This is a genomic window from Aureimonas jatrophae (assembly GCF_900104035.1).
GTDB classification, from domain to species: domain Bacteria; phylum Pseudomonadota; class Alphaproteobacteria; order Rhizobiales; family Rhizobiaceae; genus Aureimonas; species Aureimonas jatrophae.
Genome location: NZ_FNIT01000011.1, coordinates 42,072 through 62,238, shown reverse-complemented (window position 1 = coordinate 62,238; position 20,167 = coordinate 42,072). Strand labels below are relative to the sequence as shown.

Annotated in this window: 23 protein-coding genes; 7 read left to right on the top strand and 16 right to left on the bottom strand. The window is 70.3% G+C overall.

Features of this window, described 5'->3' with window-relative positions:
* Positions 1 to 12: 12 nt before the first annotated feature.
* The 8 genes from BLQ76_RS18390 to BLQ76_RS18355 all read right to left on the bottom strand — a co-directional run bounded on the left by BLQ76_RS18390 (position 13) and on the right by BLQ76_RS18355 (position 7,714).
* On the bottom strand, positions 13 to 1,011 hold the full coding sequence (locus tag BLQ76_RS18390) for a type II secretion system F family protein (RefSeq protein ID WP_090676407.1): 999 nt from the start codon (positions 1,009 to 1,011) through the stop codon (positions 13 to 15).
* The gene (locus BLQ76_RS18385) at positions 1,008 to 2,462 is read right to left on the bottom strand and encodes a TadA family conjugal transfer-associated ATPase (protein WP_090676405.1); all 1,455 of its coding nucleotides are present in this window, start codon (positions 2,460 to 2,462) and stop codon (positions 1,008 to 1,010) included. Before BLQ76_RS18385 ends, BLQ76_RS18390 begins: the two co-directional genes overlap by 4 nt.
* A 34-nt stretch (positions 2,463 to 2,496) precedes the next feature.
* Positions 2,497 to 3,720 carry a CpaE/TadZ family protein gene (locus BLQ76_RS18380; protein ID WP_244519719.1) on the bottom strand — a complete coding sequence of 408 codons (1,224 nt, stop codon included), beginning with the start codon at positions 3,718 to 3,720 and terminating at the stop codon, positions 2,497 to 2,499.
* A 65-nt stretch (positions 3,721 to 3,785) separates the two neighbouring features.
* On the bottom strand, positions 3,786 to 4,472 hold the full coding sequence (locus tag BLQ76_RS18375) for a CpaD family pilus assembly protein (RefSeq protein ID WP_090676403.1): 687 nt from the start codon (positions 4,470 to 4,472) through the stop codon (positions 3,786 to 3,788).
* Positions 4,469 to 6,055, bottom strand: a complete 1,587-nt coding sequence (locus BLQ76_RS18370) for a type II and III secretion system protein family protein (protein WP_090676402.1) — start codon at positions 6,053 to 6,055, stop codon at positions 4,469 to 4,471. Before BLQ76_RS18370 ends, BLQ76_RS18375 begins: the two co-directional genes overlap by 4 nt.
* A 2-nt stretch (positions 6,056 to 6,057) precedes the next feature.
* Complete coding sequence (gene cpaB / locus BLQ76_RS18365) at positions 6,058 to 6,879, bottom strand: Flp pilus assembly protein CpaB (RefSeq protein ID WP_090676400.1); 822 nt, start codon at positions 6,877 to 6,879, stop codon at positions 6,058 to 6,060.
* A 105-nt stretch (positions 6,880 to 6,984) separates the two neighbouring features.
* Complete coding sequence (locus BLQ76_RS18360) at positions 6,985 to 7,497, bottom strand: A24 family peptidase (protein ID WP_090676399.1); 513 nt, start codon at positions 7,495 to 7,497, stop codon at positions 6,985 to 6,987.
* Between the two features lie 43 nt (positions 7,498 to 7,540).
* Positions 7,541 to 7,714, bottom strand: coding sequence for a Flp family type IVb pilin (locus tag BLQ76_RS18355; RefSeq protein WP_090676397.1), 174 nt, complete (start codon positions 7,712 to 7,714; stop codon positions 7,541 to 7,543).
* Between the two features lie 250 nt (positions 7,715 to 7,964).
* On the opposite strand from BLQ76_RS18355, the gene BLQ76_RS18350 reads away from it, so the two are divergent.
* The 5 genes from BLQ76_RS18350 (at position 7,965) to BLQ76_RS18330 (ending at position 11,994) form a co-directional block, all read left to right on the top strand.
* Entirely contained in the window at positions 7,965 to 8,423 is a 459-nt protein-coding gene (locus BLQ76_RS18350) for a pilus assembly protein N-terminal domain-containing protein (RefSeq protein ID WP_090676396.1), read from the top strand.
* A 76-nt stretch (positions 8,424 to 8,499) separates the two neighbouring features.
* Positions 8,500 to 9,693: a phosphopentomutase gene (locus BLQ76_RS18345; RefSeq protein ID WP_090676394.1), complete on the top strand. Its 1,194-nt coding sequence runs from the start codon at positions 8,500 to 8,502 to the stop codon at positions 9,691 to 9,693.
* Positions 9,690 to 10,679 carry an adenosine deaminase gene (add, locus tag BLQ76_RS18340; RefSeq protein ID WP_090676393.1) on the top strand — a complete coding sequence of 330 codons (990 nt, stop codon included), beginning with the start codon at positions 9,690 to 9,692 and terminating at the stop codon, positions 10,677 to 10,679. Before BLQ76_RS18345 ends, add begins: the two co-directional genes overlap by 4 nt.
* A gap of 39 nt (positions 10,680 to 10,718) precedes the next feature.
* Positions 10,719 to 11,348 (top strand): uracil phosphoribosyltransferase, encoded by a 630-nt coding sequence (upp, locus tag BLQ76_RS18335; RefSeq protein WP_090676391.1) that lies wholly within the window; start codon positions 10,719 to 10,721, stop codon positions 11,346 to 11,348.
* Positions 11,349 to 11,463: 115 nt separating this feature from the next.
* Positions 11,464 to 11,994 carry a TIGR02281 family clan AA aspartic protease gene (locus BLQ76_RS18330; protein WP_170842657.1) on the top strand — a complete coding sequence of 177 codons (531 nt, stop codon included), beginning with the start codon at positions 11,464 to 11,466 and terminating at the stop codon, positions 11,992 to 11,994.
* Between the two features lie 19 nt (positions 11,995 to 12,013).
* On the opposite strand, the gene deoA is transcribed toward BLQ76_RS18330, so the two are convergent.
* From deoA to BLQ76_RS18290, 8 genes are read right to left on the bottom strand one after another with little or no spacing between them, the layout of a single operon-like run.
* A complete protein-coding gene (gene deoA, locus BLQ76_RS18325; protein ID WP_090676388.1) occupies positions 12,014 to 13,330 on the bottom strand; it encodes a thymidine phosphorylase in 1,317 nt (438 codons plus the stop codon).
* Entirely contained in the window at positions 13,330 to 14,082 is a 753-nt protein-coding gene (gene deoC / locus BLQ76_RS18320) for a deoxyribose-phosphate aldolase (protein ID WP_090676387.1), read from the bottom strand. Before deoC ends, deoA begins: the two co-directional genes overlap by 1 nt.
* Positions 14,083 to 14,095: 13 nt before the next feature.
* Positions 14,096 to 14,884 (bottom strand): purine-nucleoside phosphorylase, encoded by a 789-nt coding sequence (locus BLQ76_RS18315; RefSeq protein WP_090676385.1) that lies wholly within the window; start codon positions 14,882 to 14,884, stop codon positions 14,096 to 14,098.
* The gene (locus BLQ76_RS18310) at positions 14,881 to 15,276 is read right to left on the bottom strand and encodes a cytidine deaminase (protein ID WP_090676384.1); all 396 of its coding nucleotides are present in this window, start codon (positions 15,274 to 15,276) and stop codon (positions 14,881 to 14,883) included. Before BLQ76_RS18310 ends, BLQ76_RS18315 begins: the two co-directional genes overlap by 4 nt.
* 7 nt (positions 15,277 to 15,283) lie before the next feature.
* Positions 15,284 to 16,252 (bottom strand): ABC transporter permease, encoded by a 969-nt coding sequence (locus tag BLQ76_RS18305; RefSeq protein ID WP_090676382.1) that lies wholly within the window; start codon positions 16,250 to 16,252, stop codon positions 15,284 to 15,286.
* The gene (locus BLQ76_RS18300) at positions 16,252 to 17,391 is read right to left on the bottom strand and encodes an ABC transporter permease (RefSeq protein ID WP_090676380.1); all 1,140 of its coding nucleotides are present in this window, start codon (positions 17,389 to 17,391) and stop codon (positions 16,252 to 16,254) included. The genes BLQ76_RS18305 and BLQ76_RS18300 overlap by 1 nt, the downstream gene beginning before the upstream one ends.
* On the bottom strand, positions 17,388 to 17,828 hold the full coding sequence (locus BLQ76_RS18295) for a VOC family protein (protein ID WP_090676379.1): 441 nt from the start codon (positions 17,826 to 17,828) through the stop codon (positions 17,388 to 17,390). The genes BLQ76_RS18300 and BLQ76_RS18295 overlap by 4 nt, the downstream gene beginning before the upstream one ends.
* Positions 17,825 to 19,402 (bottom strand): ABC transporter ATP-binding protein, encoded by a 1,578-nt coding sequence (locus BLQ76_RS18290; protein WP_090676377.1) that lies wholly within the window; start codon positions 19,400 to 19,402, stop codon positions 17,825 to 17,827. The genes BLQ76_RS18295 and BLQ76_RS18290 overlap by 4 nt, the downstream gene beginning before the upstream one ends.
* Positions 19,403 to 19,519: 117 nt before the next feature.
* Between BLQ76_RS18290 and BLQ76_RS18285 the strand changes: the two genes are divergently transcribed.
* On the top strand, positions 19,520 to 19,960 hold the full coding sequence (locus BLQ76_RS18285; protein ID WP_090676376.1) for an acyl-CoA thioesterase: 441 nt from the start codon (positions 19,520 to 19,522) through the stop codon (positions 19,958 to 19,960).
* Positions 19,957 to 20,166 carry a SlyX family protein gene (locus tag BLQ76_RS18280; protein ID WP_090676375.1) on the top strand — a complete coding sequence of 70 codons (210 nt, stop codon included), beginning with the start codon at positions 19,957 to 19,959 and terminating at the stop codon, positions 20,164 to 20,166. Before BLQ76_RS18285 ends, BLQ76_RS18280 begins: the two co-directional genes overlap by 4 nt.
* The last annotated feature ends 1 nt before the right edge of the window (position 20,167 follow it).

The window sequence follows — 20,167 nt, the reverse complement described above, 5'->3', positions numbered from 1 at the left end:
CTCTCGTGCCGATCAGAAGTCGAAGTTGATCATCTGGCGCATCACGAAGACGCCCATGCTCATCCACAGCGCGGAGCCTGCCAGGATGAAGTTGCCGGGCGTCGTCGAGAAGAGCACCGAGATGTATTCGGGCGCCGTCAGGTAGACCAGAATGCCCACGATCGGCGGCAGGGCGCCGATGATGCCGCCGGACGCCTTGGCCTCCATCGACATGGCCTGGATCTTGGCCTTCATCTTCTTGCGCTCGCGCAGCACGCGCGACAGGTTCGACAGGGCTTCCGCGAGGTTGCCGCCGGCCTGGCTCTGGATCGTGATGACGATCGCGAAGAAGTTCGTCTCGGGCAGCGGCATGTTCTGGTAGAGGCGCTCCACCGCTTCCGCGATACCCAGGCCCATCTGCTGGGCCTCGATGATGTTGCGGAACTCCGTGGAAACCGGCTCGGGTGTGTCGTTGGCGACGATGCGCAGCGTGTCGGTCAACGGAAGGCCGGAGCGGATGCCGCGCACGATCACGTCCACCGCGTTGGCGAAGTCGTCGGAGAAGCGGGCCTGGCGGCGCTTGCGGCGCATGGACAGGATCCAGCGGGGCAGGCCGAAGGCCGCCGACAGGGCGATGCCCGCGCCGATCAGAAGCCCTGCTCCCATCACGAGAGCGACCAGGAACGCCACGACGCCGAGGCCCGCGCTGCCGAGCCAGAAGCTGCGCACCGAGAAGTGGAAGCCGGCCTGCGCGATCTGGCGCTCGAGCGAGAGCTTGCGCACGTGCTTGTCGCGCTTGCGGTTCTTGGCGTCGAGCTCGTCCAGCGAGGCCTGGATGGTGCGTCGCCGCTTGGCGACCTCCTGTAGGCGGTCGCGCGCAAGCTGGCGGTTGGCCGCCTCGCCTTCGGTGACCGCAAACTGCGAGAACCGGTTGCGCTGGTGCTTTTCGGCCTGAAGGCGCGGCTCCAGCACCGCGAAGGCGAGCGCCCCGCAGGACAAGGCGACAAGGGCGACGAAGAGGATCGCGATCACGACGCGGCCGCCCGAGCGGGATCGGCGGCGTCGAGCGCGCGCGCGAGCCGCTGCTCCTCGCCGAAGTAGCGGGCGCGCTCCCAGAAGGCCGGGCGGCCGATGCCGGTGGAGCGGTGGCGTCCGATCAGGCGGCCGCGCGAGTCCTCGCCGAGGATGTCGTAGAGGAAGAGGTCCTGCGTCGTGATGACGTCGCCTTCCATGCCGATCACCTCGGTGATGTGGGTGATGCGGCGCGAGCCGTCGCGCAGGCGCGCCGCCTGCACGATCACGTCCACCGAGCCCGTGATGATCTCCTTGACCGTACGCGAGGGCAGCGTGAAGCCGCCCATGGCGATCATGGATTCCATGCGGTTCAGGCACTCGCGTGGGCTATTGGCGTGGATCGTGCCCATCGAGCCGTCGTGGCCCGTGTTCATCGCCTGAAGAAGATCGAAGACCTCGGGTCCGCGCACCTCGCCGACGATGATGCGCTCGGGTCGCATGCGCAGGCAGTTCTTGACGAGGTCGCGCATGGTGATCTCGCCCTCACCCTCGATGTTGGGCGGGCGCGTCTCGAGGCGCACGACGTGGGGCTGCTGGAGCTGGAGCTCGGCCGAGTCCTCGCAGGTGATGATGCGCTCGTCGGTGTCGATGTAGCGCGTCAGGCAGTTGAGAAGCGTCGTCTTGCCCGAGCCCGTGCCGCCCGAGATCACGACGTTGCAGCGCACGCGTCCGATGATCTGGAGGATCTCAGCCCCTTCGGGCGAGATGGCCCCGAAGTTCGTGAGCTGGTCGAGGGTGAGCTTGTCCTTCTTGAACTTTCGGATCGTGAGCGCCGCGCCGTCGATGGCGAGCGGGGGAGCGATCACGTTGACGCGCGAGCCGTCCGGCAAGCGTGCGTCGCAGATCGGCGAGGTCTCGTCGACGCGCCGGCCGACCTGGCTCACGATGCGCTGGCAGATGTTGAGGAGCTGCTGGTTGTCGCGGAAGCGGATACCCGCCTCCTGCACCTTGCCCGCGACCTCGATGAAGGTCTGGCGCGCGCCGTTCACCATGATGTCGGCGATGTCGTCGCGCGCCAAGAGCGGCTCCAGCGGCCCGTAGCCGAGCACGTCGTTGCAGATGTCGGAGAGCAGGTCCTCCTGCTCGGCGATCGTCATCGCGAAGTTCTTGATCGCGATGATGTCGTTGACGATGTCGCGGATCTCCTCGCGCGCCGCCTCGGTCTCGAGGCGGGCGAGCTGCGACAGATCGATCGTGTCGATCAGCGCGGCGAAGACCTTGCTCTTGGTGGCATAGTAGCTCTCGCCGCGCTCGCGCATGGGAGCGGGCGCTTCCACCCGCTGGTTGGGCGGGATCGGCGTATGGACGGCCGTTGGCGGCGGGGGCGCACGCTCGGGCATCGCGGCCGCGACCACGGCGGCCGGCGGCGCGCTGGCTCGGGGGGTGTCGCTTCCGCGCTTTCCGAACATGGGTCAGCTTCCTTCCGAGATGGCCGCGATCGGATCAGCGGCGCCGCATGCGGTTGAGCAGGCCGACGCGGGAGGGTTTGGCCTGCCGCTTGACGCGGTTGCGGCCGGTCAAGGCGTAGGCCATCTCGCCGAACGCGGCCGAGGCGGGATGCTTGGCGTCGGTTTCGGCGAGCATGCGGCCGGCATTGGCCGCGCTGCCGAAGGCGAGCGGATCGAAGCCGATCGTGGCCAGCGTCTCGACGCCCAGGGGCTCGGCGAACTCGGCCACCGCGATCTCGGGCCGCTTGGGCATGCCGACCTGGTTGAGGACGAGCCGGGGCGGCGGATCGTTGGGTCGCATGCGCTTCAGCGTGTCGACGAGGTTCTTGGCGTTGCGCAGGTTCGCCAGATCCGGCGAGGCCACCACGGCCACCTCGTCGGCCCGCCGCAGCACCGAGTGCGTCCAGTCGGTCCAGCCATGCGGCACGTCGAGCACGACCACCGGCGTTCCGCGCTGGGCCGCCTCGATCAGCGCCGAGAAGGCGTCCGCGCCGAAGTCGTAGGTGCGGTCGAGGGCGGACGGAGCGGCCAGCAGCGATAGGCGGTCGGCACAGCGGGCCAGAAGCCGGTCCAGAAACACCTCGTCCAGCCGGTCCGCCGAGAACACGGCCTCGGCGATGCCTTGAGGCGGGTCCTTGTCGAAGTTGATGTTGGCGGTGCCGAAGGGCAGGTCGAGGTCGGCCAGCACCACCTCGTTGGCGAACTCCTTGGAGATCGCCCAGGCGACGTTGTGGGCGATCGTGGACGAGCCGACGCCGCCCTTCGCGCCCATGAAGGCGATGACGCGCCCGAGCGGCGCGGTGCCCTCCGCCACGAAGAGATGCGAGATCACGGCCATGACGTCGGCCAGATGCACGGGCGCCAGGATGTATTCGGAGATGCCGCGACGCGTCAGCTCGCGATACAGCGAGACGTCGTTGGCATGGCCGATCACCACGACCTTGGAGCCGGGATCGCAGACATCGGCAAGACTCTCGAGCTCGACCAGGAGTTCGGCCGGCTCGAGGCACGATTCGAGGATCACAAGGTTGGGCGTCGGCGCACCGGCATAGTGCTCCGCGGCGGCGCGGATGCCGCCGGTCTGGACGCGCAGGTGCGCCTTGGCCATGCGCCGGTCGGCGCCCGCGGCCTCGATGGCGCGGGCCACGTCCTCGGTCTCGCAGAAGGCCTGCACGGAGATGCGCGGCAGGGGACGCAGCATGTCGAGGCGTTCGGCCATGACGCTGTCGCTCGGCCGGTATCCGCTGTCGAGTGTCTCGGGAGCGTCGCTCATCCTTGGCGTTCCTACCAGCTGTAGTCGGATTCGGTGACCGGCGCCTGCGCACCGGTCCGCTGGCCCTGGCGGTACTTGCCGATCACCGTGGTCCGGCGCTCGGCGTCGATCTCCTCCTGGCCGCGCGGCTCCAGAAGATCGCGCGGATCAGCGATCTGCGCCGCGAGGTTGGCTTGGCTGGCGCAACCGAAATTGTGGTAGTTCCGGTTCTCGTAGGTGTTGCCGAGATCCTCGGGCCACTGGCCGCAGGGACCCTCGACGCTGGCCGTCACGGCATTGAAGCTGAAGCGCAGCGGCAGGATCTCGTCTGACCCGGAGCCGTCGACGCGGGTCACCACGAGGCGCGAGCGTGGAACGCCGTTGCGCTGAAGCGCGGCGACGGCGGTGCGGGCGACGAGGTCGGCGGCCCTTGCGTTGCGTGCCCCGGCCGGCACCTCGACCCGCATCGCCGCCGCACGCGCCGCGCGGAAGCGGCGGGCGAACTCGGCGAGGCGCTTCTCGTCGGGAAGGGTCAGGCGGGTGTCCGAGGAGGCGACCAGGATTTCCAGGTCGCGCGTATCCTCGGCCACCACGATCGGATGGCGCGAGCGGTAATCGTCGGGAATGGCGCCGGTCACGAGGTCGGAGGGCCGGGCGCAGGCGCCGAGCGTCACGACGCTGCCCAGAAGAACGAGACGGAAAAAGGTCGGGGACGTCATTTGTAGATGTATCCGACGTTGCCGTGGTAGCGGCCGGGAGGAGGAGCGGCGACGGCCGTGCCGTAGACGCGGTTGATGCGACCGAGGAAGCTCGAGGCTCCGTCGCCCGAGAAGCTGAGATTGTCGTCGGGACGCTGGAGCTGCTGGCGGGCGACGGGCCGCACCAGATAAGGCGTCACGATCACCACGAGCTCGGTCTCGTAGCGCTGGAAGTCGCGCGAGCGGAACAGGGTGCCGAGAACCGGCAGCTTGGCGAGGCCCGGCAGTCCGGAGATGACCTGGCGCGTCTCGTCGCGCACGAGGCCGGCGATCACGAGGCTGCCGCCGGACGGCAGTTCCACGGTCGTGTCGGCGAGGCGCTTGCGAATGCCGATCAGGTTGAGGCCGGCCGAGATGCCCTTGGGCACGTTGAACGGCGACTCGAAGGTCGGCTCCGAGACCGAGGTGCGGATCTTCAAGGAGATGCGGCCGGGCGACAGCACCACCGGGGTGAAGTCGAGGCCGATGCCGTAGTCGATCTCGCGATGCTCGTATTGGACGCCGCCCGGCGTGACGTCGTAGCCGATCACCCCCCCGGCCGCGTTCAGGATGGGCGTGCGCTTCTCGGCCGTCTCGTCCTTGCCGCTGGCGACCGAGAACTCGCCGCCGACCTTGAAGCTCGCGCTCTCGCCCGAGATGGCGGTGAGGCTCGGCTCGGCGAGCGTGCGCATGACGCCGGCCTGCTCCAGCGCGCGCAGCTGTCCCGAAACGCCGTTGAGGTCGTCGTTGCCCGTCAGGTTGGTGAAGTCGGCGCCCGCCTCCGCGATGGACTTGCCGAGGCCGAACGGGTTGTCGGTGGCGGCCGCAAACGCGATGCCGTCGATCGAGCCCTTGACCACGCCGTCGAGACCGAGTTGCTTGACCACCGAGCGCTGGACCTCGGCCACCGTCACCTTGAGCGTGACCTGATCCTCGCCCTGGATCTGCAGCAGGTTGACGATCTGGCTGCGCTGGCGCTGCTCGTTGTTGTCGGTGCCGATCGAGACGCCGCCCGACACCGAGACCGCCGAACTCTGCGTGTACTGGTTCGTGGTCGCCTCGCCGCCCGTCACGTAGATCCGGGCTAGATCCACCGCGCGCGTGGCGTCCTGCGCGTTCTCCACGGTGCCGGTCAGGACGACGTTGTCGTTCAGCATCTCGGCGCGGATCTCGCTCGTCGGGAGATACTTGCGCAGCGTCGATTCGAGGCCGGAGATGTCGCGTTCGACACGCAGGTCGAGAACCGCGATCTCGCGGCCCGCCTGATCGAACACGAAGACGTTGGTCTGGCCGATCTGCTTGCCAAAGATGTAGATGCGGCGCGCGGTTCGCGTCACCGCGTCGGCGACGCCGGGATTGGCCACGATGATGTCGTGCGCGTCGCGCGGCAGGTCGATGACCTTGGACTTGTTGAGTCCGAGCGCGATCGACTGGTTGACGCGGTTGACCGACACGATCGCGGTTTCGGCCCGGACCGGCAGCGGCGCGAGGGTCGGGGCGAGCACCAGGGCCGAGAGACCGGCGCGCAGGGCGAGCGATTGCGGCTTGCGGAGGGACGCGGCCATGGTCAGTTCCCGGTCGTGACGTCGGAGGTCTTGCCGTAGCGCACGAGGCGGATACGGGTCGCCTCGGGGTTCTTGGCCTGTTCCAGAAGGAAGGCCGCATAGCCGGGCGAACCGGGGACCGAGTCCGACAGCGATCGCAGCGACAGGATCAGGCGGTCGGTCATGCGGGCGGCGGCGGTCAGCGCCTCGGCCTGCTTGGGGTCGACCTCCAGCGTCGCGGTGGAGCCGACCACCACGCGCTCGCCGTCCTTCTCCTCGACGTTCTGGTCGATCGCGAGGACACGCAGGTTCTTGAGCACGGTCTCGGTATCGATGCCGGCCGGCTGGGACGGCGTCGCCTCGCGCGAGCGCGTCATGATCACGTCGACATGGTCGTTGGGCAGGATGAAGCCGCCGGCGGCCGTCTCGGTGGAGATCGAGACCGCGATGGCGCGCTTGCCCTCGGGCAGGATGGCCGACAGGAAGCCGCGATCGCTCTTGATCAGCTTGGCCTCTCGGATCGGCTCGCCGGAAAAGAAGCTTTGCCGGGCGATGGAGCCCTTCAGCTCGGCGAGGGCGTCCGGGCGCCTGTCGCGGCGCAGGAGCGTGGCGGAGACGCCGTCTTCGGGCCACTTCATCCAGTCGAGCGCGTCGTCGACACGCCCGCCCATCGGGATGTCGCGGGAGGCGACCAGCACGTCCACCAGCTTGATGGGCGGCTCCACCGGCTGGGCATTGATGATCACCGGCTCTTCGGTCCGGGCCGAGAGCTTGAGGGCGACAAGGCCCGCCCCGACTGCTGCAACGGCGGCGACACCGAAGATCGCCACGCGGACCACGCTCATGTCATCCCCCGACACGCACGGCTCCCCCACGGAGCCCAGGACGGTTTATGACAGGGGAAGTCTCACCACATGGTTAACGAAGCGCGAAACCCGCAAAGGATGCGTTCACCATCCCAGGCCGAGGCCGGCGAACAGCATCGCGGCCCCCGGCAGCGAGGGCGTCACGAGAAGCCCGGCGATCCCGAGCGCGACGCCGTAGGGCGCGCCGTTGGCGGGATCCAGCAGGCGGTCGATCGAGCTGTGACCGGTCGCGGGTGCGACGAGGCGGCGCGACAGGAGCAGCGCGAGCGTCAGGACGCCGCCAAGCACGGAAGCGAGGAGAAGGTAGCGCAGGAGTTCGGGGCCGGGCCCGAGCCACAAGGCGGCGGCCGCGATCAGCTTGGCATCGCCTCCGCCCATCCAGTTCAGGGCGAAGAAGAGGATGCCGAGAATAAGAAACGCAAACCCGGCAGCCAGATGCAGGCCGATCGCGGGAAGCGGCAGGCCGAGGCCGAGCGCATAGGGAAAGAAGGCGAGCGCGAGGACGATCACCAGCGTGTTGGGGATCGTCATGCGCCAGAGATCGGTTCCCGCCGCGACGATCATCGCGGCGGGAAAGGCAAGGAGAGCCATCAGCATCGCGTGGATCTCCTCAGCTATATTGAGACAGACCGGGACCTGATTACTTCTTGGTCTCGACAGCCGTGCCGATATCGCCGAACGTCGTGCTGAGGTTCGAGCCGACGATCGTGACGGCGCCGATGATCGCGGTGCCGATCAGCGCGGCGATCAGGCCGTACTCAATGGCGGTCGCGCCCTTGGAATTCTTCTTGAAGCGATTGATGAGCTGGAACATCGGACGTCCTTCCTGGATGACCTAAAGTTTGGTGAAGCCTTTCCCGAACATCGTTCCGATGCCTCGGATGGGTTCAACCTAGCGAACCGCCGTTGCAACGCGCTTAATGGGCAGGGTTAACATCCGCTGAATGGTTCGATCTTGCTGGAATGCTGAATCAGTTCGGAATCCATTCCAGTAACCGGCCATTAGGCATCCGGCTTTAAGGATTAAGACCCGACCCTGATCCTGACGAGGACCCGCGAAGCGCATGCGTGCAGCCCTCCCCATCCTCGCCGTTCTTCTCGCCCTGCCGATGGGGGTCGCCCAGGCGGACGAGCCGGATCTGCGCGTCGCGATCGACCAGGCCCGGATCCTCAAGATCGCGCGGCCGGCCGAGACCGTCGTGATCGGCAACCCCGCGATCGCCGACGTCGCGGTGCACGACGCCCAGACGCTCGTACTCACGGGGCGCTCCTACGGGACCACCAACGTGGTGGTGTTGGGAACCGACGGCGCCGTGATCCTGGACGATCAGGTCACCGTGGGTTCCACCGAGGCGGGAACGCTGCGGATCTACCGCCAGGCCGCGCGAACGACCTATGCCTGTGCGCCGCAGTGCGAGCCGCGCGCCACGATCGGCGACACGCAGACGAGCCTGACCAGCGCCATCGGGCAGTTCACCGCTCGCGAGGGCATGGTGGGCGCCAGCGCAGGCACCACCCCGTAAACGTCCTCCGGAGCTGCGTTTACCCGCGCGCATCCGACATGGCATGATCGGGTCCCGCCGCCGTCCTGGAGCCCGTATGCCGCGCGCCGTTCTGATCGTCCTCGACTCGCTCGGCATCGGCGGAGCGCCGGATGCGGCGAGCTACGGCGACGAGGGCGCCGACACGCTCGGCCATATCGAGGCGGCGGCCGCCGCAGGCCGGGCCGACCGCGCAGGCTTGCGCTCAGGCCCCCTTCTCGCCCCACACCTCGCCCGCCTCGGCCTCTTCCACGCCGCAGGCCGGGCGCGCGGCGAGGCGACCGGCGGGCGCTTCGGCCGCGCCACGGAGCGCTCGCGCGGCAAGGACACGCCGTCCGGACATTGGGAGATCGCGGGCGTGCCGGTGCCCTTCGAGTGGGGCTACTTTCCGAGGCAGGTACCCTGCTTTCCGCCGGACCTCGTCGCGCAACTGGTGGCGGAGGCGCGTCTTCCGGGCGTTTTGGGCGAGCGCCACGCGTCCGGCACCGAGATCATCGCGGAGCTGGGCGAGGAGAGCGTGGCGACCGGCCGGCCCATCCTCTACACCTCGGCCGACAGCGTCCTCCAGATCGCCGCCCACGAGGAGAGCTTCGGCCTCGAGCGCCTTCTCGAGCTCTGCCGGATTGCACGCCGCCTCGTTGACCCCTTGCGCATCGGCCGCGTCATCGCCCGCCCGTTCACCGGCACGAGCGCGGACAACTTCCGGCGCACCGCGAACCGGCGCGACTTCGCCGTGCCGCCGCCCGAACCGACGCTGCTCGACCGCGTGTCGGCCGCCGGCGGAGCGGTCCATGCCGTCGGCAAGGTGTCCGACATCTTCGCGGGGCAGGGCGTGACGCGCGTCCTCAAGGCCGCCGACAACGGGGCGGTGATCGACGCCGCGCTGGCGGCGCTGCGCGAGGCGCGGGACGGTGACCTCGTCTTTGCCAACTGCGTCGACTTCGACATGGTGCACGGGCACCGGCGGGACACGGCGGGCTATGCCGCGGAGATCGAGCGCTTCGACGCGCGCGTGCCAGAGCTCACAGCGGCGCTGCGCCCGGGCGATCTGCTGTGCCTCACCGCCGACCACGGCTGCGACCCGACCTGGGAGGGCACCGACCACACGCGCGAGGCCGTTCCCGTGCTCTTCTGCGGGCCAGGCCTGGCGCCGGGGCCCCTCCCCCCGATGGACACGTTCGCCGATATCGGCGAGTCGATCGCGGCCCATCTCGGCCTCCCGCCGGGCCGGCACGGGCGCAGCGTCCTGTGAGCGCGCCGCTCGCCGAACTCCACTGCCACATCGAGGGCGCGATGCCGGTCGCGATGGCACGCATGCTGGCCGCGCGCGAGGGCGTGTCCGTCGAGGATGCGATCGCGGGCGAGCGCTACCGCTGGCGGGACTTCACGAGCTTTCTCCAGAGCTACGACCGGATCGCCACGCTCCTGCGCACGCCCGACGACTACCGGGCTCTGGCCGCGGGCTATCTCGCCTCGATCGCGCGGCAGGGCGCGATCTATGCCGAGCTCACGGTCTCGCCCGACCACGCGCGCTCGAGCGGTCTCGACCCGCTCGCCTACATCCGGGCCGTGGCGGCCGGCGCGCAGGAGGCCGAGCGCGCGCACGTGATCGTGGCACGCCTCGTCGTGGTGGGCGTCCGGCACTTCGGCGTGGCGTCGGTCGAGGCGGCGGCGCGTCTTGCCGCGACCTGCGCCGAGCCGCTCGTCACCGGCTTCGGACTGGCGGGCGACGAGCGCGCGGGGCGGCCCGCCGACTTCGCGCCCGCCTTCCGGATCGCGCGCGACGCCGGCCTCGGGCTGACGGCTCATGCCGGCGAGTTCGCGGGGGCCGGAGCGGTCGCCGAGACGCTGGACGCGCTCGGCGTCTCGCGCATCGGCCATGGCGTGCGCGCCGTCGAGGACCGGCGCGTCGTGGAGCGCCTGACGCGCGAGGGCGTGACGCTCGAGGTCTGCCCCGGCTCCAACCTCGCGCTCGGCGTGTTCGGATCCGACGACCATCCCCTGCGGGCGCTCAGCGAGGCGGGCGTGCGCGTTACGGTCTCGACCGACGACCCGCCCTTCTTCGGCACGGACCTGGCCGCCGAGTACCGCTTCGCCGAGACGCAAGGGCTCGACCCCGTGATGCTGACGCGCCAGGCGATCGAGGCGGCCTTCGTGGACGCCGCGACGCGGCAAAGGCTCCTGGAGAGGCTCGTCACCGCCGCGCTCCGGCTTGGCGCACCGCCCGCGACCCGCTAATCCCCTTCGGCAACCGATCACCTTTCGCGAGGCCCAGTCATGGACGGCGTCACCGTCATCGATCACCCGCTCGTCCAGCACAAGCTGACCCTGATGCGGAAGAAGGAGACCTCGACGGCGAGCTTTCGCCGCCTGCTGCGCGAGATCTCGACGTTGCTCTGCTACGAGGTGACGCGCGAGCTCGACCTCACCACCATGCGCATCGAGACGCCGATGGAGGAGATGGACGCGCCGATCCTGGAGGGCAAGAAGCTCGTCTTCGCCTCGATCCTGCGCGCCGGCAACGGGCTGCTCGAGGGCATGCTCGACCTCGTGCCGGCCGCGCGCGTCGCCCATATCGGCCTTTATCGCGACCACGAGACCCTGCAGCCGGTGGAATACTACTTCAAGGCCCCCGAAGATCTGGAGAACCGCCTGATCATCGTCGTGGACCCGATGCTGGCCACCGCCAACTCGGCCTCGGCCGCCATGACCAAGTTGAAGGAGCGGGGCGCGCGCAACATCCGCTTCCTGTGCCTTCTGGCGGCGCCTGAGGGCATTGAGCGCTTCCGCTCGGCCCATCCCGACATCCCGATCTTCACCGCCTCGATCGACGCGCGGCTGAACGAACGGGGCTACATCGTGCCGGGCCTCGGCGATGCGGGCGACCGCATGTACGGCACGAAGTAAGGTCGTCTCTCAACGCATCCTTCACCATGACGAGCCGTACCCTCGGCCCGTCAGCGTTTCCGCAAGGATGACGCGCGCAGGCTGGTCGCTCGACCCTTCGCGCGCGGCCCTGTCCATGTCCAAGCTCCTTCTCGTCATGGCGACGGGCGCCTCCGTCCTGGCGCTGGCCTTCCCATCGGCCTTCGAGCGCTACCAGGCGAGCCTTGCGCAGCCGGAGGCGATCGACCCCGCCCCGCGCCTCGTCGAGGCGTCGGTCGCCACCGCGGCGCCGGCGCGCGGCCTGCGCCTGGCGGCCGACGCCGACGGGCACTTCCGGTCCGAGGCGACCGCGAACGGCAGGCGCCTCGCGGTGCTGGTGGACACCGGCGCGACCTATGTCGCGATGAGCGAGGCGACGGCGCGACGGATCGGTGTGGCGCCGGCGCCCGCCGAGTTCCGCTACCGGGCGCGTACGGCGAACGGCGAGACGGCGGCCGCGCTCGTGCGCATCGACCGCCTCGCGCTCGGCACCCTCCCGCCGCGCCCGGCGGAGGCGATGGTGCTGCGGGGCGACGCGCTCGGCGACACGGTGCTGCTCGGCATGAGCTACCTGACGTCCCTCAAGCGCTACGGCGTCGCGGACGGCTGGCTGACGCTGGAGCCCTAGACTCCGGTCTTTGCGCGCATCATCCGATCCGGCCGATGACCGCAGGCCCCGCGGCCGTCGCCTCGCCGACATCGTAGGCCGCCCGCACCGCGGCCACGGCCGCCTCGGCCGAGGCACGGTCGCGCGCGTGGACGAGGGCGAGGGCGTCGCCGCGCTCCACGCGCTGCCCGATCGCAGCGAGATCGGTCAGCCCGACCGCCGGGTCCACCGGATCCTCGGCCCGCGTCCGGCCGCCGCCGAGCTGCACGACCGCGAGCCCGAGCGCCCGCGCATCGACCGCCCGGACCGTGCCCGCCTCGCCGGCCGAGACCGCCAGATGCACGGGCGCCTCCGGCAGATGGTGGTCGAAGCGCTCGAGATAGTCGGCAGGCCCCCCGAGCATCGCGACCATGCGCCCGAACCGCTCGGCGGCATGGCCCTCATCGAGCGCACGCGCGGCGACGGCGATGCCCGCCTCGGCCGTCTCGGCGAGCTTGGCGAGAACGAGCATCTCGCCGCACAGCGCCAGCGTCACCTCGCGCAGCCGCGCGTCCTGCCGTTCGCCGGTCAGGAAGCGGACGGCGTTCGCGACCTCCACCGCGTTGCCGGCCGCCGAGGCCAGCGGCTGGTCCATGTCGGTGACGAGGGCGGACGCCGCGAGGCCCGCCCCGCGCGCCACCTCGACCAGGGAGAGGGCCAGCGTTTCGGCATCCTCGCGCCGGCTCATGAAGGCGCCCGAACCCGTCTTTACGTCGAGCACCAGCGACCGCAGCCCGGCGGCGAGCTTCTTGGACAGGATGGACGCCGTGATGAGCGGCACCGATTCCACGGTCGCCGTCACGTCGCGCACGGCGTAGAGGCGGCCGTCGGCGGGCGCGAGGCGCGCGGTCTGGCCGACGATGGCGCAGCCCGCTTCCCGCACCGCGCGGCGGAAGGTCGCCTCGTCGGGCCGCACGTCGTAGCCGGGGATCGCCTCGAGCTTGTCGAGCGTGCCGCCCGTATGGCCGAGGCCGCGCCCGGAGATCATCGGCACAAAGAGGCCGCAGCTGGCGGCGATCGGCGCCAGCATCAGCGAGACGTTGTCGCCGACCCCGCCGGTGGAATGCTTGTCGGACGTGGGTCCCGGCAGGTCGTCCCAGCGCAGCGCGTCGCCGGAGTCGCGCATGGCGAGCGTCAGCTCCACCGTCTCGCCCGGCGTCATACCGCGCAGGAAGACCGCCATGGCGAAGGCCGCGATCTGCGCGTCGCTGACCTCGCCTCCCGTCACGCCCTCGACGAGCCGGCGGATGTCGGCCGCATCGAGGGTCGCGCCGTCGCGCTTTTGCCGGATCGCCTCCTGCGGCAGGAAGCGCGCCATCAGTAGCCCGCGACCGCGTCCGCGCGCCGCTCGCCGCCGGCCACCGCCACGAGGTCGGCGAGAACGCCCGAGGCGCCGATGCGGAAGCGCTCGGCGGTGGCCTGCCCCGCGCCCAGGATCTCTTCCGCGAGGCGATAGTAGCTGCGGGCATCCTCGAAGCGCCTGACCCCGCCCGATGCCTTGAAGCCGGCGGCGCCCCCGCGACGGGCGACGGCGTCCAGGAGAATGCGCGCGGCCTCCGGCGTCGCGCCCGTTCCGGTCTTGCCGGTGGAGGTCTTGAGGACGTCCGCGCCGCCGTCGAGAGCCGCCTCGGCCCCCGCGCGGACCAGCGCGGGATCGGCGAGGTCGCCGGTCTCGAGGATCGCCTTGACGCGGGCCGTGCCCGCGGCCTCCTTCACGGCGCGCACCTGGTCGCGGATGAGGTCCGGCCGGTCGCCCGCGCGCCGCCACGAGACCACGAGGTCGATCTCGTCGGCGCCGTCCGCCACGGCCTGCCGCGTTTCGCGGCACGTCTCGGCAACGTCCTCGCCTCCGTCTGGAAAGTTCACGACGCAGGCCAGGCGCATGTCCGCCGGCAGCCTCGCGCGGGCCTGCGCCACGAAGCGCGGCCAGATGCAGATCGCGGCCACGGCCGCGACCGGCGTCGCCGCCCGTTCGATCAGCGCGTCGACGTCGGCGGCGGTGCAACCGTCGTCGAGGTTGGTGAGGTCGAGGCGGCGGATCAGGATCGTGGCAAGCTCGGCGTCGGTCATGCGGTCTGGCTTTTCAATGGATCAGGGGAAGCGCGTGGGCGAGGATGCGCGCGAGCTTGGCGCCGCCGCGCGGAGCGACCTCCTTGGTCTCCGCGTGGCTGAGCTCGGCGCCCGTGATGCCGGCGCCCCAGTTGGTGATGACGGAGGCGGCCGCCACGCGCATTCCGAGGAAGCGGGCAAGGATGACCTCCGGCACGGTGGACATGCCGACCGCGTCGGCCCCGAGGCGCCGCGCCATGCGGATCTCAGCGGGCGTCTCGAACGAGGGGCCGGAGAACCACATGTAGACCCCGGACTGGATGGGAACGCCGATCGTCTCGGCGCTCTTGGCCAGCTGCTCGTGCAGCGTCCGGTCGTAGGCCTGCGTCATGCCGACGAAGCGCCGGTCGCTCTGCTCGCCGATCAGCGGGTTCATGCCGGAAAAGGCGATGTGATCCTCGATCAGCATGACCTCGCCCGGCTCGATCGCCGGGTTCACCGAGCCGGCGGCGTTGGTGAGAAGAAGCGTGTCGACCCCGACCGCCTGCAAGATCTCCAACGCCGGCCGCATGGCGGCCGCATCGCCTCGCTCGTAGTAGTGGACGCGGCCCGACAGCACGAGCACCTCCGCGCCGTTCAGCCGGCCGGCGACGATCTCGCCGCCATGGCCGCTGACGGCCGAGCGCGGAAAGCCGGGCACGTCGCCATAGGGGATGCGCACGGCCTCGGTCAGCTCCTGCGCAAGCGCACCGAGGCCGGAGCCGAGCACGAGGGCGATGCGCGGGCGGCGTCCTTCGAGCTTGGCGTGCAGCACCTCGCTCAACGCACCGCCTCCGTCGGGAAGGCCTTGGGAAGAAGGTCCTCCATCAGCACCGTCTCGACGACGCCCTCCGCGGCGTCGCACAGGAAGACGCGCGTGTCGGGCCGCGCGAACTCGGCGATGCGCTGGCGGCAGCCGCCGCAGGGCGAGCAGGCGCGCAGCTTCTCGGCGACCACGGCGATCTCGGCGATCACGCCGCCGCCGTCCATCACCATGTGGGCGATGGCCGTGGTCTCGGCGCACCAGCCCTCCGGGAAGCTCACGACCTCGACGTTGCATCCGGCATAGATGCGTCCGTCCTCGGTGCGCAGCGCCGCGCCCACGGGAAAGCGCGAATAGGGCGCATGGCACTTGCGCATGGCCGAGCGGGCCTTGCTGAACAGATCGTCGGACATGGGACGCCTAGCGCTCCTTCACGTAGGGGACGCCGCCCGCGCGCGGCGGCGAGGCCTTGCCGACGAAGCCGGCGAGGAGGATCACGGTCAGGATGTAGGGCAGCGCCTGGACGAACTGGGGCGGGATCTGCCCGACCAGCGGCAGCGCCGTGGTCTGGAGGCGAATCGAAAGCGCATCTAGGAAGCCGAAGAGCAGGCAGGCGAAAAGAACCGGCACCGGCTTCCAGTTGGCGAAGATCAGCGCCGCCAGCGCGATGTAGCCGCGCCCCGCCGTCATCTCGCGCGAGAAGGCGGCGGACTGGGCGATCGAGAGATAGGCGCCGGCCAGACCCGTCAGGACGCCGCAGATGATCACCGCGCGGTAGCGCAGCCAGGTGACGGAGATGCCGGCCGTGTCCACCGCGCCCGGGTTCTCGCCGACCGCCCGCAGCCGCAGCCCGAAGCGCGTGCGGTAGAGCACCCACCAGGTCAGCGGCACGGCGAGAACGGCCAGATAAAGAAGGAGGTTCTGCCCCGACACGACTTCCGCGTAGATCGGCCCGAGAACGGGGATCGCGCGTGCCGCCTCCGCGCCCGGCAGGTCGATCGGCAGGAAGCGCGCCTCGGCCGGAAGGTTCGGCGTGCCGCCGCCCAAGCCGAACCACGCGGCGCCGAGGATGATGGTGAGGCCAGAGGCCACGAAGTTCAGCGCCACGCCCGACACGATCTGGTTGCCGCGATAGGTGATCGAGGCCAGGCCGTGGATGAGCGAGAACACCACCGCGACGCCGATGCCGGCGAGAAGGGCGAGCGTGGCCGAGCCCGAGACGGCCGCGACCGCGGCGGCCGTGAAGGCCGAGGCCAGCATCTTGCCCTCCAGCCCGATGTCGAAGACGCCGGAGCGCTCGGAGTAGAGGCCGGCGAGCGCCGCGAAGACGAGCGGGGCCGACAGGCGCAGCGTCGAATCGACGAGGTTGAGAACCGCGAGCCAGTCCATCAACGTGCCTCCCCCGTCTCGACCACCCCTTGGGCGGGGCGCAGCCGCACGAACTGGAAGGCGGCGCCGATGCCGGGCCGCAGCATGTTCTCGAGCGCGCCCGCGAACAGGATCACGAGCCCCTGGATGATCACGATCATGTCGCGCGAGATCGCGGGCATGTCGAAGGCGAGCTCCGCCCCGCCCTGGTAGAGGACGCCGAACAGAAGGGCGGCCGGCAGGATGCCGGCGGGATGGCCGCGCCCCATCAGCGCCACCGCGATGCCGACGAAGCCGGCACCGGCGGGAAAGTTCAGCTGCAGGCGGTACTGGTCGCCCATCACCGAGTTCAGCGCCATCATGCCGGCGAGCCCGCCCGAGATCAGCATGATCGTGACGATGAGCCGCGACGGGCTCATGCCGGCGTAGCGCGCCGCGCGCGGCGAATGGCCGAGCGTGCGGATCTCGTAGCCGAGGCGCGTGCGCCAGATCAGGACCCAGACACCGAAGGCCGCCGCAAGCGCCACGAAGAAGGAGACGTTGAGCGGCGCGCCGCCCAGATCCATCCCGAGGGCCGAGAAGACGGCGTCGAGGCGCGGCAGGCGGCCCCCTTCCGCAAAGGCCACGGTCTCGGGCTGCATGGAGCCGACCGGACGCAGGACGTTGACGAGCAGGTACACCATCAGCGCCGAGGCGATGAAGTTGAACATGATCGTGGTGATGACGATGTGCGAGTCGCGCTTGGCCTGGAGGAGGCCGGGCAGGAAGGCCCAGGCCGCGCCGAAGGCGGCGGAGGCGATAACGGCGAGCGGTAGGTTGAGGTACCAGGGCAGGACGGCGCCGAGCGTCAGTCCGACCAGCGCCGCACCCAGGCCCCCGACATAGGCCTGTCCCTCGCCGCCGATGTTGAACAGCCCGCCGTGGAAGGCGACCGCGACGGCGAGCCCCGTGAACAGGAAGTTCGTGGCGTAGTAGAGCGTGAAGCCGAAGCCTTCGCCGTAGCCGAAAGCGCCCCGCAGCATGAGGCGGGCCGCCTCCACGGGGCTCTCGCCGACGAGGAGCACGACCAGCCCCGCCACGAGAAAGGCCACCACGACGTTGACCAGCGGGATCACCCCGTGGTCGATCCAGCCGGGCAGCTTGGCATAGGGTCGGCTCATGCGCCAAGCTCCGTGAGGTCGATGTGGCCGCGCTCGTCGAGCGGGAAGAAGGGGTTGTGGGCGAGTTCCCACAGGTGTCCGTCGGGATCGGCGAAATAGCCGGAAGTGCCGCCCCAGACGACCGTCTGCGGCGGCTTCACGGAACGGGCGCCCGCCCGCAGCGCGGCGGCGAAGACGCGGTCGACATCGGCTCGGGTCGCCAGGTTCAGGGCGAGCGACAGGCCGCGAAAGTCGGGAAGCGGCGCGGCCTCGAGCCCTGCATCACCGGCCAGATCGTCCAGGCCGAAGAGCGACAGGACGGTCCCCTCGCCCTGCAGGAAGACGACGCTCGCGTTGCCCGCCTCGGTTCGACGCCAGCTGAGCGCCTCGTAGAAGCGGCTGGAGCGGTCGAGGTCGGCGACGCCGAGCGTCACGAGCGAGACGCGCGCGTCCCTCATTCGGCGGCTTCCCGCCCCGTCTCGCCCGCCATCAGGAGGCCGAGTTCGCCCTCGCCCGCCTCGGCGCCGCGCTCGCCCACGACCCGGCCCGCGAACATCACGAGGATGCGGTCGGCGAGCGAGCGGATCTCGTCGAGCTCTACCGAGACGAGGAGGATCGCCTTGCCGCTGTCGCGCATCTCCACGATGCGCCGGTGGATGAACTCGATCGCCCCGACGTCGACGCCGCGGGTCGGCTGGCCGATCAGGAGCACGGCCGGATCGCGCTCCATCTCGCGCGCGAGCACGATCTTTTGCTGGTTTCCGCCCGAGAAGTTCGCGGTCTTGAGGTCGGCGGACGGCGGGCGGATATCATAGGCCGTGATCTTGGCCTGCGCCTCCTGCCGGATCGCGCCCCGGTCGAGGAAGGGACCACGCTGGAAGCGCGGATCGCGGTGGTAGCCGAGAACCGCGTTCTCGGCCTCGGTGAAGGGCAGGACGAGGCCGACATGGTGCCGGTCCTCCGGCACGTGGGCGAGGCCGAGATCGCGCAAGACGGCAGGGTCGGGATAGGCGGCGCCGCCCGCGCCCAGCGCCTCGCCGCGCAGCCAAACCTCGCCGCGCTCGATGGGCCTGAGGCCCGACAGCGCTTCCAGGAGTTCCGACTGCCCGTTGCCCGCGACCCCGGCGATGCCGACGATCTCACCGGCCCGCACGTCGAAGGACACGCCATCCACCATGGCGACGCCGCGCTCGTCGCGCACCGTGAGGTCCCGCACCGAGAGAAGCGGTGCGCCGGGCGCGCCCGCGCCCTTCTCGACGCGCAGGAGGACGCGACGCCCCACCATCAGCTCGGCGAGCTCGGCGGCGCTGGTTCCCGCGGTCGGGCGCGTCGCCACGATCTCGCCGCGCCGCATCACCGAGACGTTGTCGGTGACGCTCAGGATCTCGCGCAGCTTGTGGGTGATCAGGATCACCGTCACGCCCTCGGCGCGCAGCTGGCGCAGGACCGCGAAAAGCTGGTCCGCCTCGGCCGGGGTGAGGACACCCGTCGGCTCGTCGAGGATCAGGATCCGCGCACCGCGATACAGCGCCTTCAGGATCTCGACCCGCTGCTGGAGGCCGACCGGGAGGTCCTCCACCACGGCATCGGGATCGATGGCAAGGCCGTGCTCGTCGGCGAGGCGCTTCAGCTCCGCGCGCGCGCGGCGGATACCGGAGCCGAGGAGGCTCGCCCCTTCGGCGCCCAGCATGACGTTCTCGAGCACGGTGAAGTTCGGCACCAGCATGAAGTGCTGGTGGACCATGCCGATGCCCAGGCCGATCGCGGCATTCGAGTCGGCGATGCGCACGGGCTTGTTCGCGATGCGGATCTCGCCCTCGTCGGCCTGATAGAAGCCGTAGAGGATCGACATCAGCGTCGACTTGCCAGCCCCGTTCTCGCCCACGATCCCGTGGATCGTGCCCTGCGAGACGGCCAGGCGAATGTCGCGGTTGGCCTGGACGGCGCCGAAGCGCTTGGAGATGCCGACGAGCTCGATCGCGAGCGGCCGGGCGTCTGCTATCGGGACGGGCGATGGGTCGGCAGGCGTCATGGCGCGCGACACTATCGGGCGGCGCGGGGAAGCGCCAGAGCCGCCGGCCACGGCTTGATCGCACGCGCCTGCCAGCTCATGGGAGGGTTTATCGTCCTCCCGTGGAAAGCCGATCCCATGTCCGACACCTCCCGCCCCGCGCCCGGTCGGCGCCACCAGTACCGCGCGTTCGTGGACGTGCCGACGCGCTGGGCCGACAACGACATGTACGGCCACCTCAACAACGCGGCGACCTACTCGTTCTTCGACACGGCGGTGACGAGCTGGCTGATCCGGGCGAGCCTGGCCGACCATCACAACGGCTCGATGTTCTTCGTGGCCGAGACCGGCTGCCGCTACCATGCCGAGATCGGCTATCCCGACCGGATCGAGGTGGGCCTGCGCATCGACCGGCTGGGCACGTCCTCCGTGAGCTACGGGATCGCCCTGTTCCGGGAAGGCGAGGATGCGGCCGCGGCCGAGGGGATCTTCGTTCATGTCCACGTGGACCGAACGACGCGCCGCCCCGCGCCCCTGCCCGCTCCGGCCCGCCGGGCGATGGAAGGCATCCTCGCATGAGCGGCGCCGAGGACCGGGTGACGGAGCTGGAGATCCGTCTAGCGCATCAGGAGCGCGCGATCGAGGAGCTGTCGGGCGAGCTGGCACGCCAGGGCGCGTTGCTCGACCGGACCGAGCGGACGCTGCGCCAGCTCGCCGAGCGCTTCCTGGCGCTCGAGGAGGCGGCCGCGCCCGCTCCCGAGGCGACGCGGCCGCCGCACTACTGAC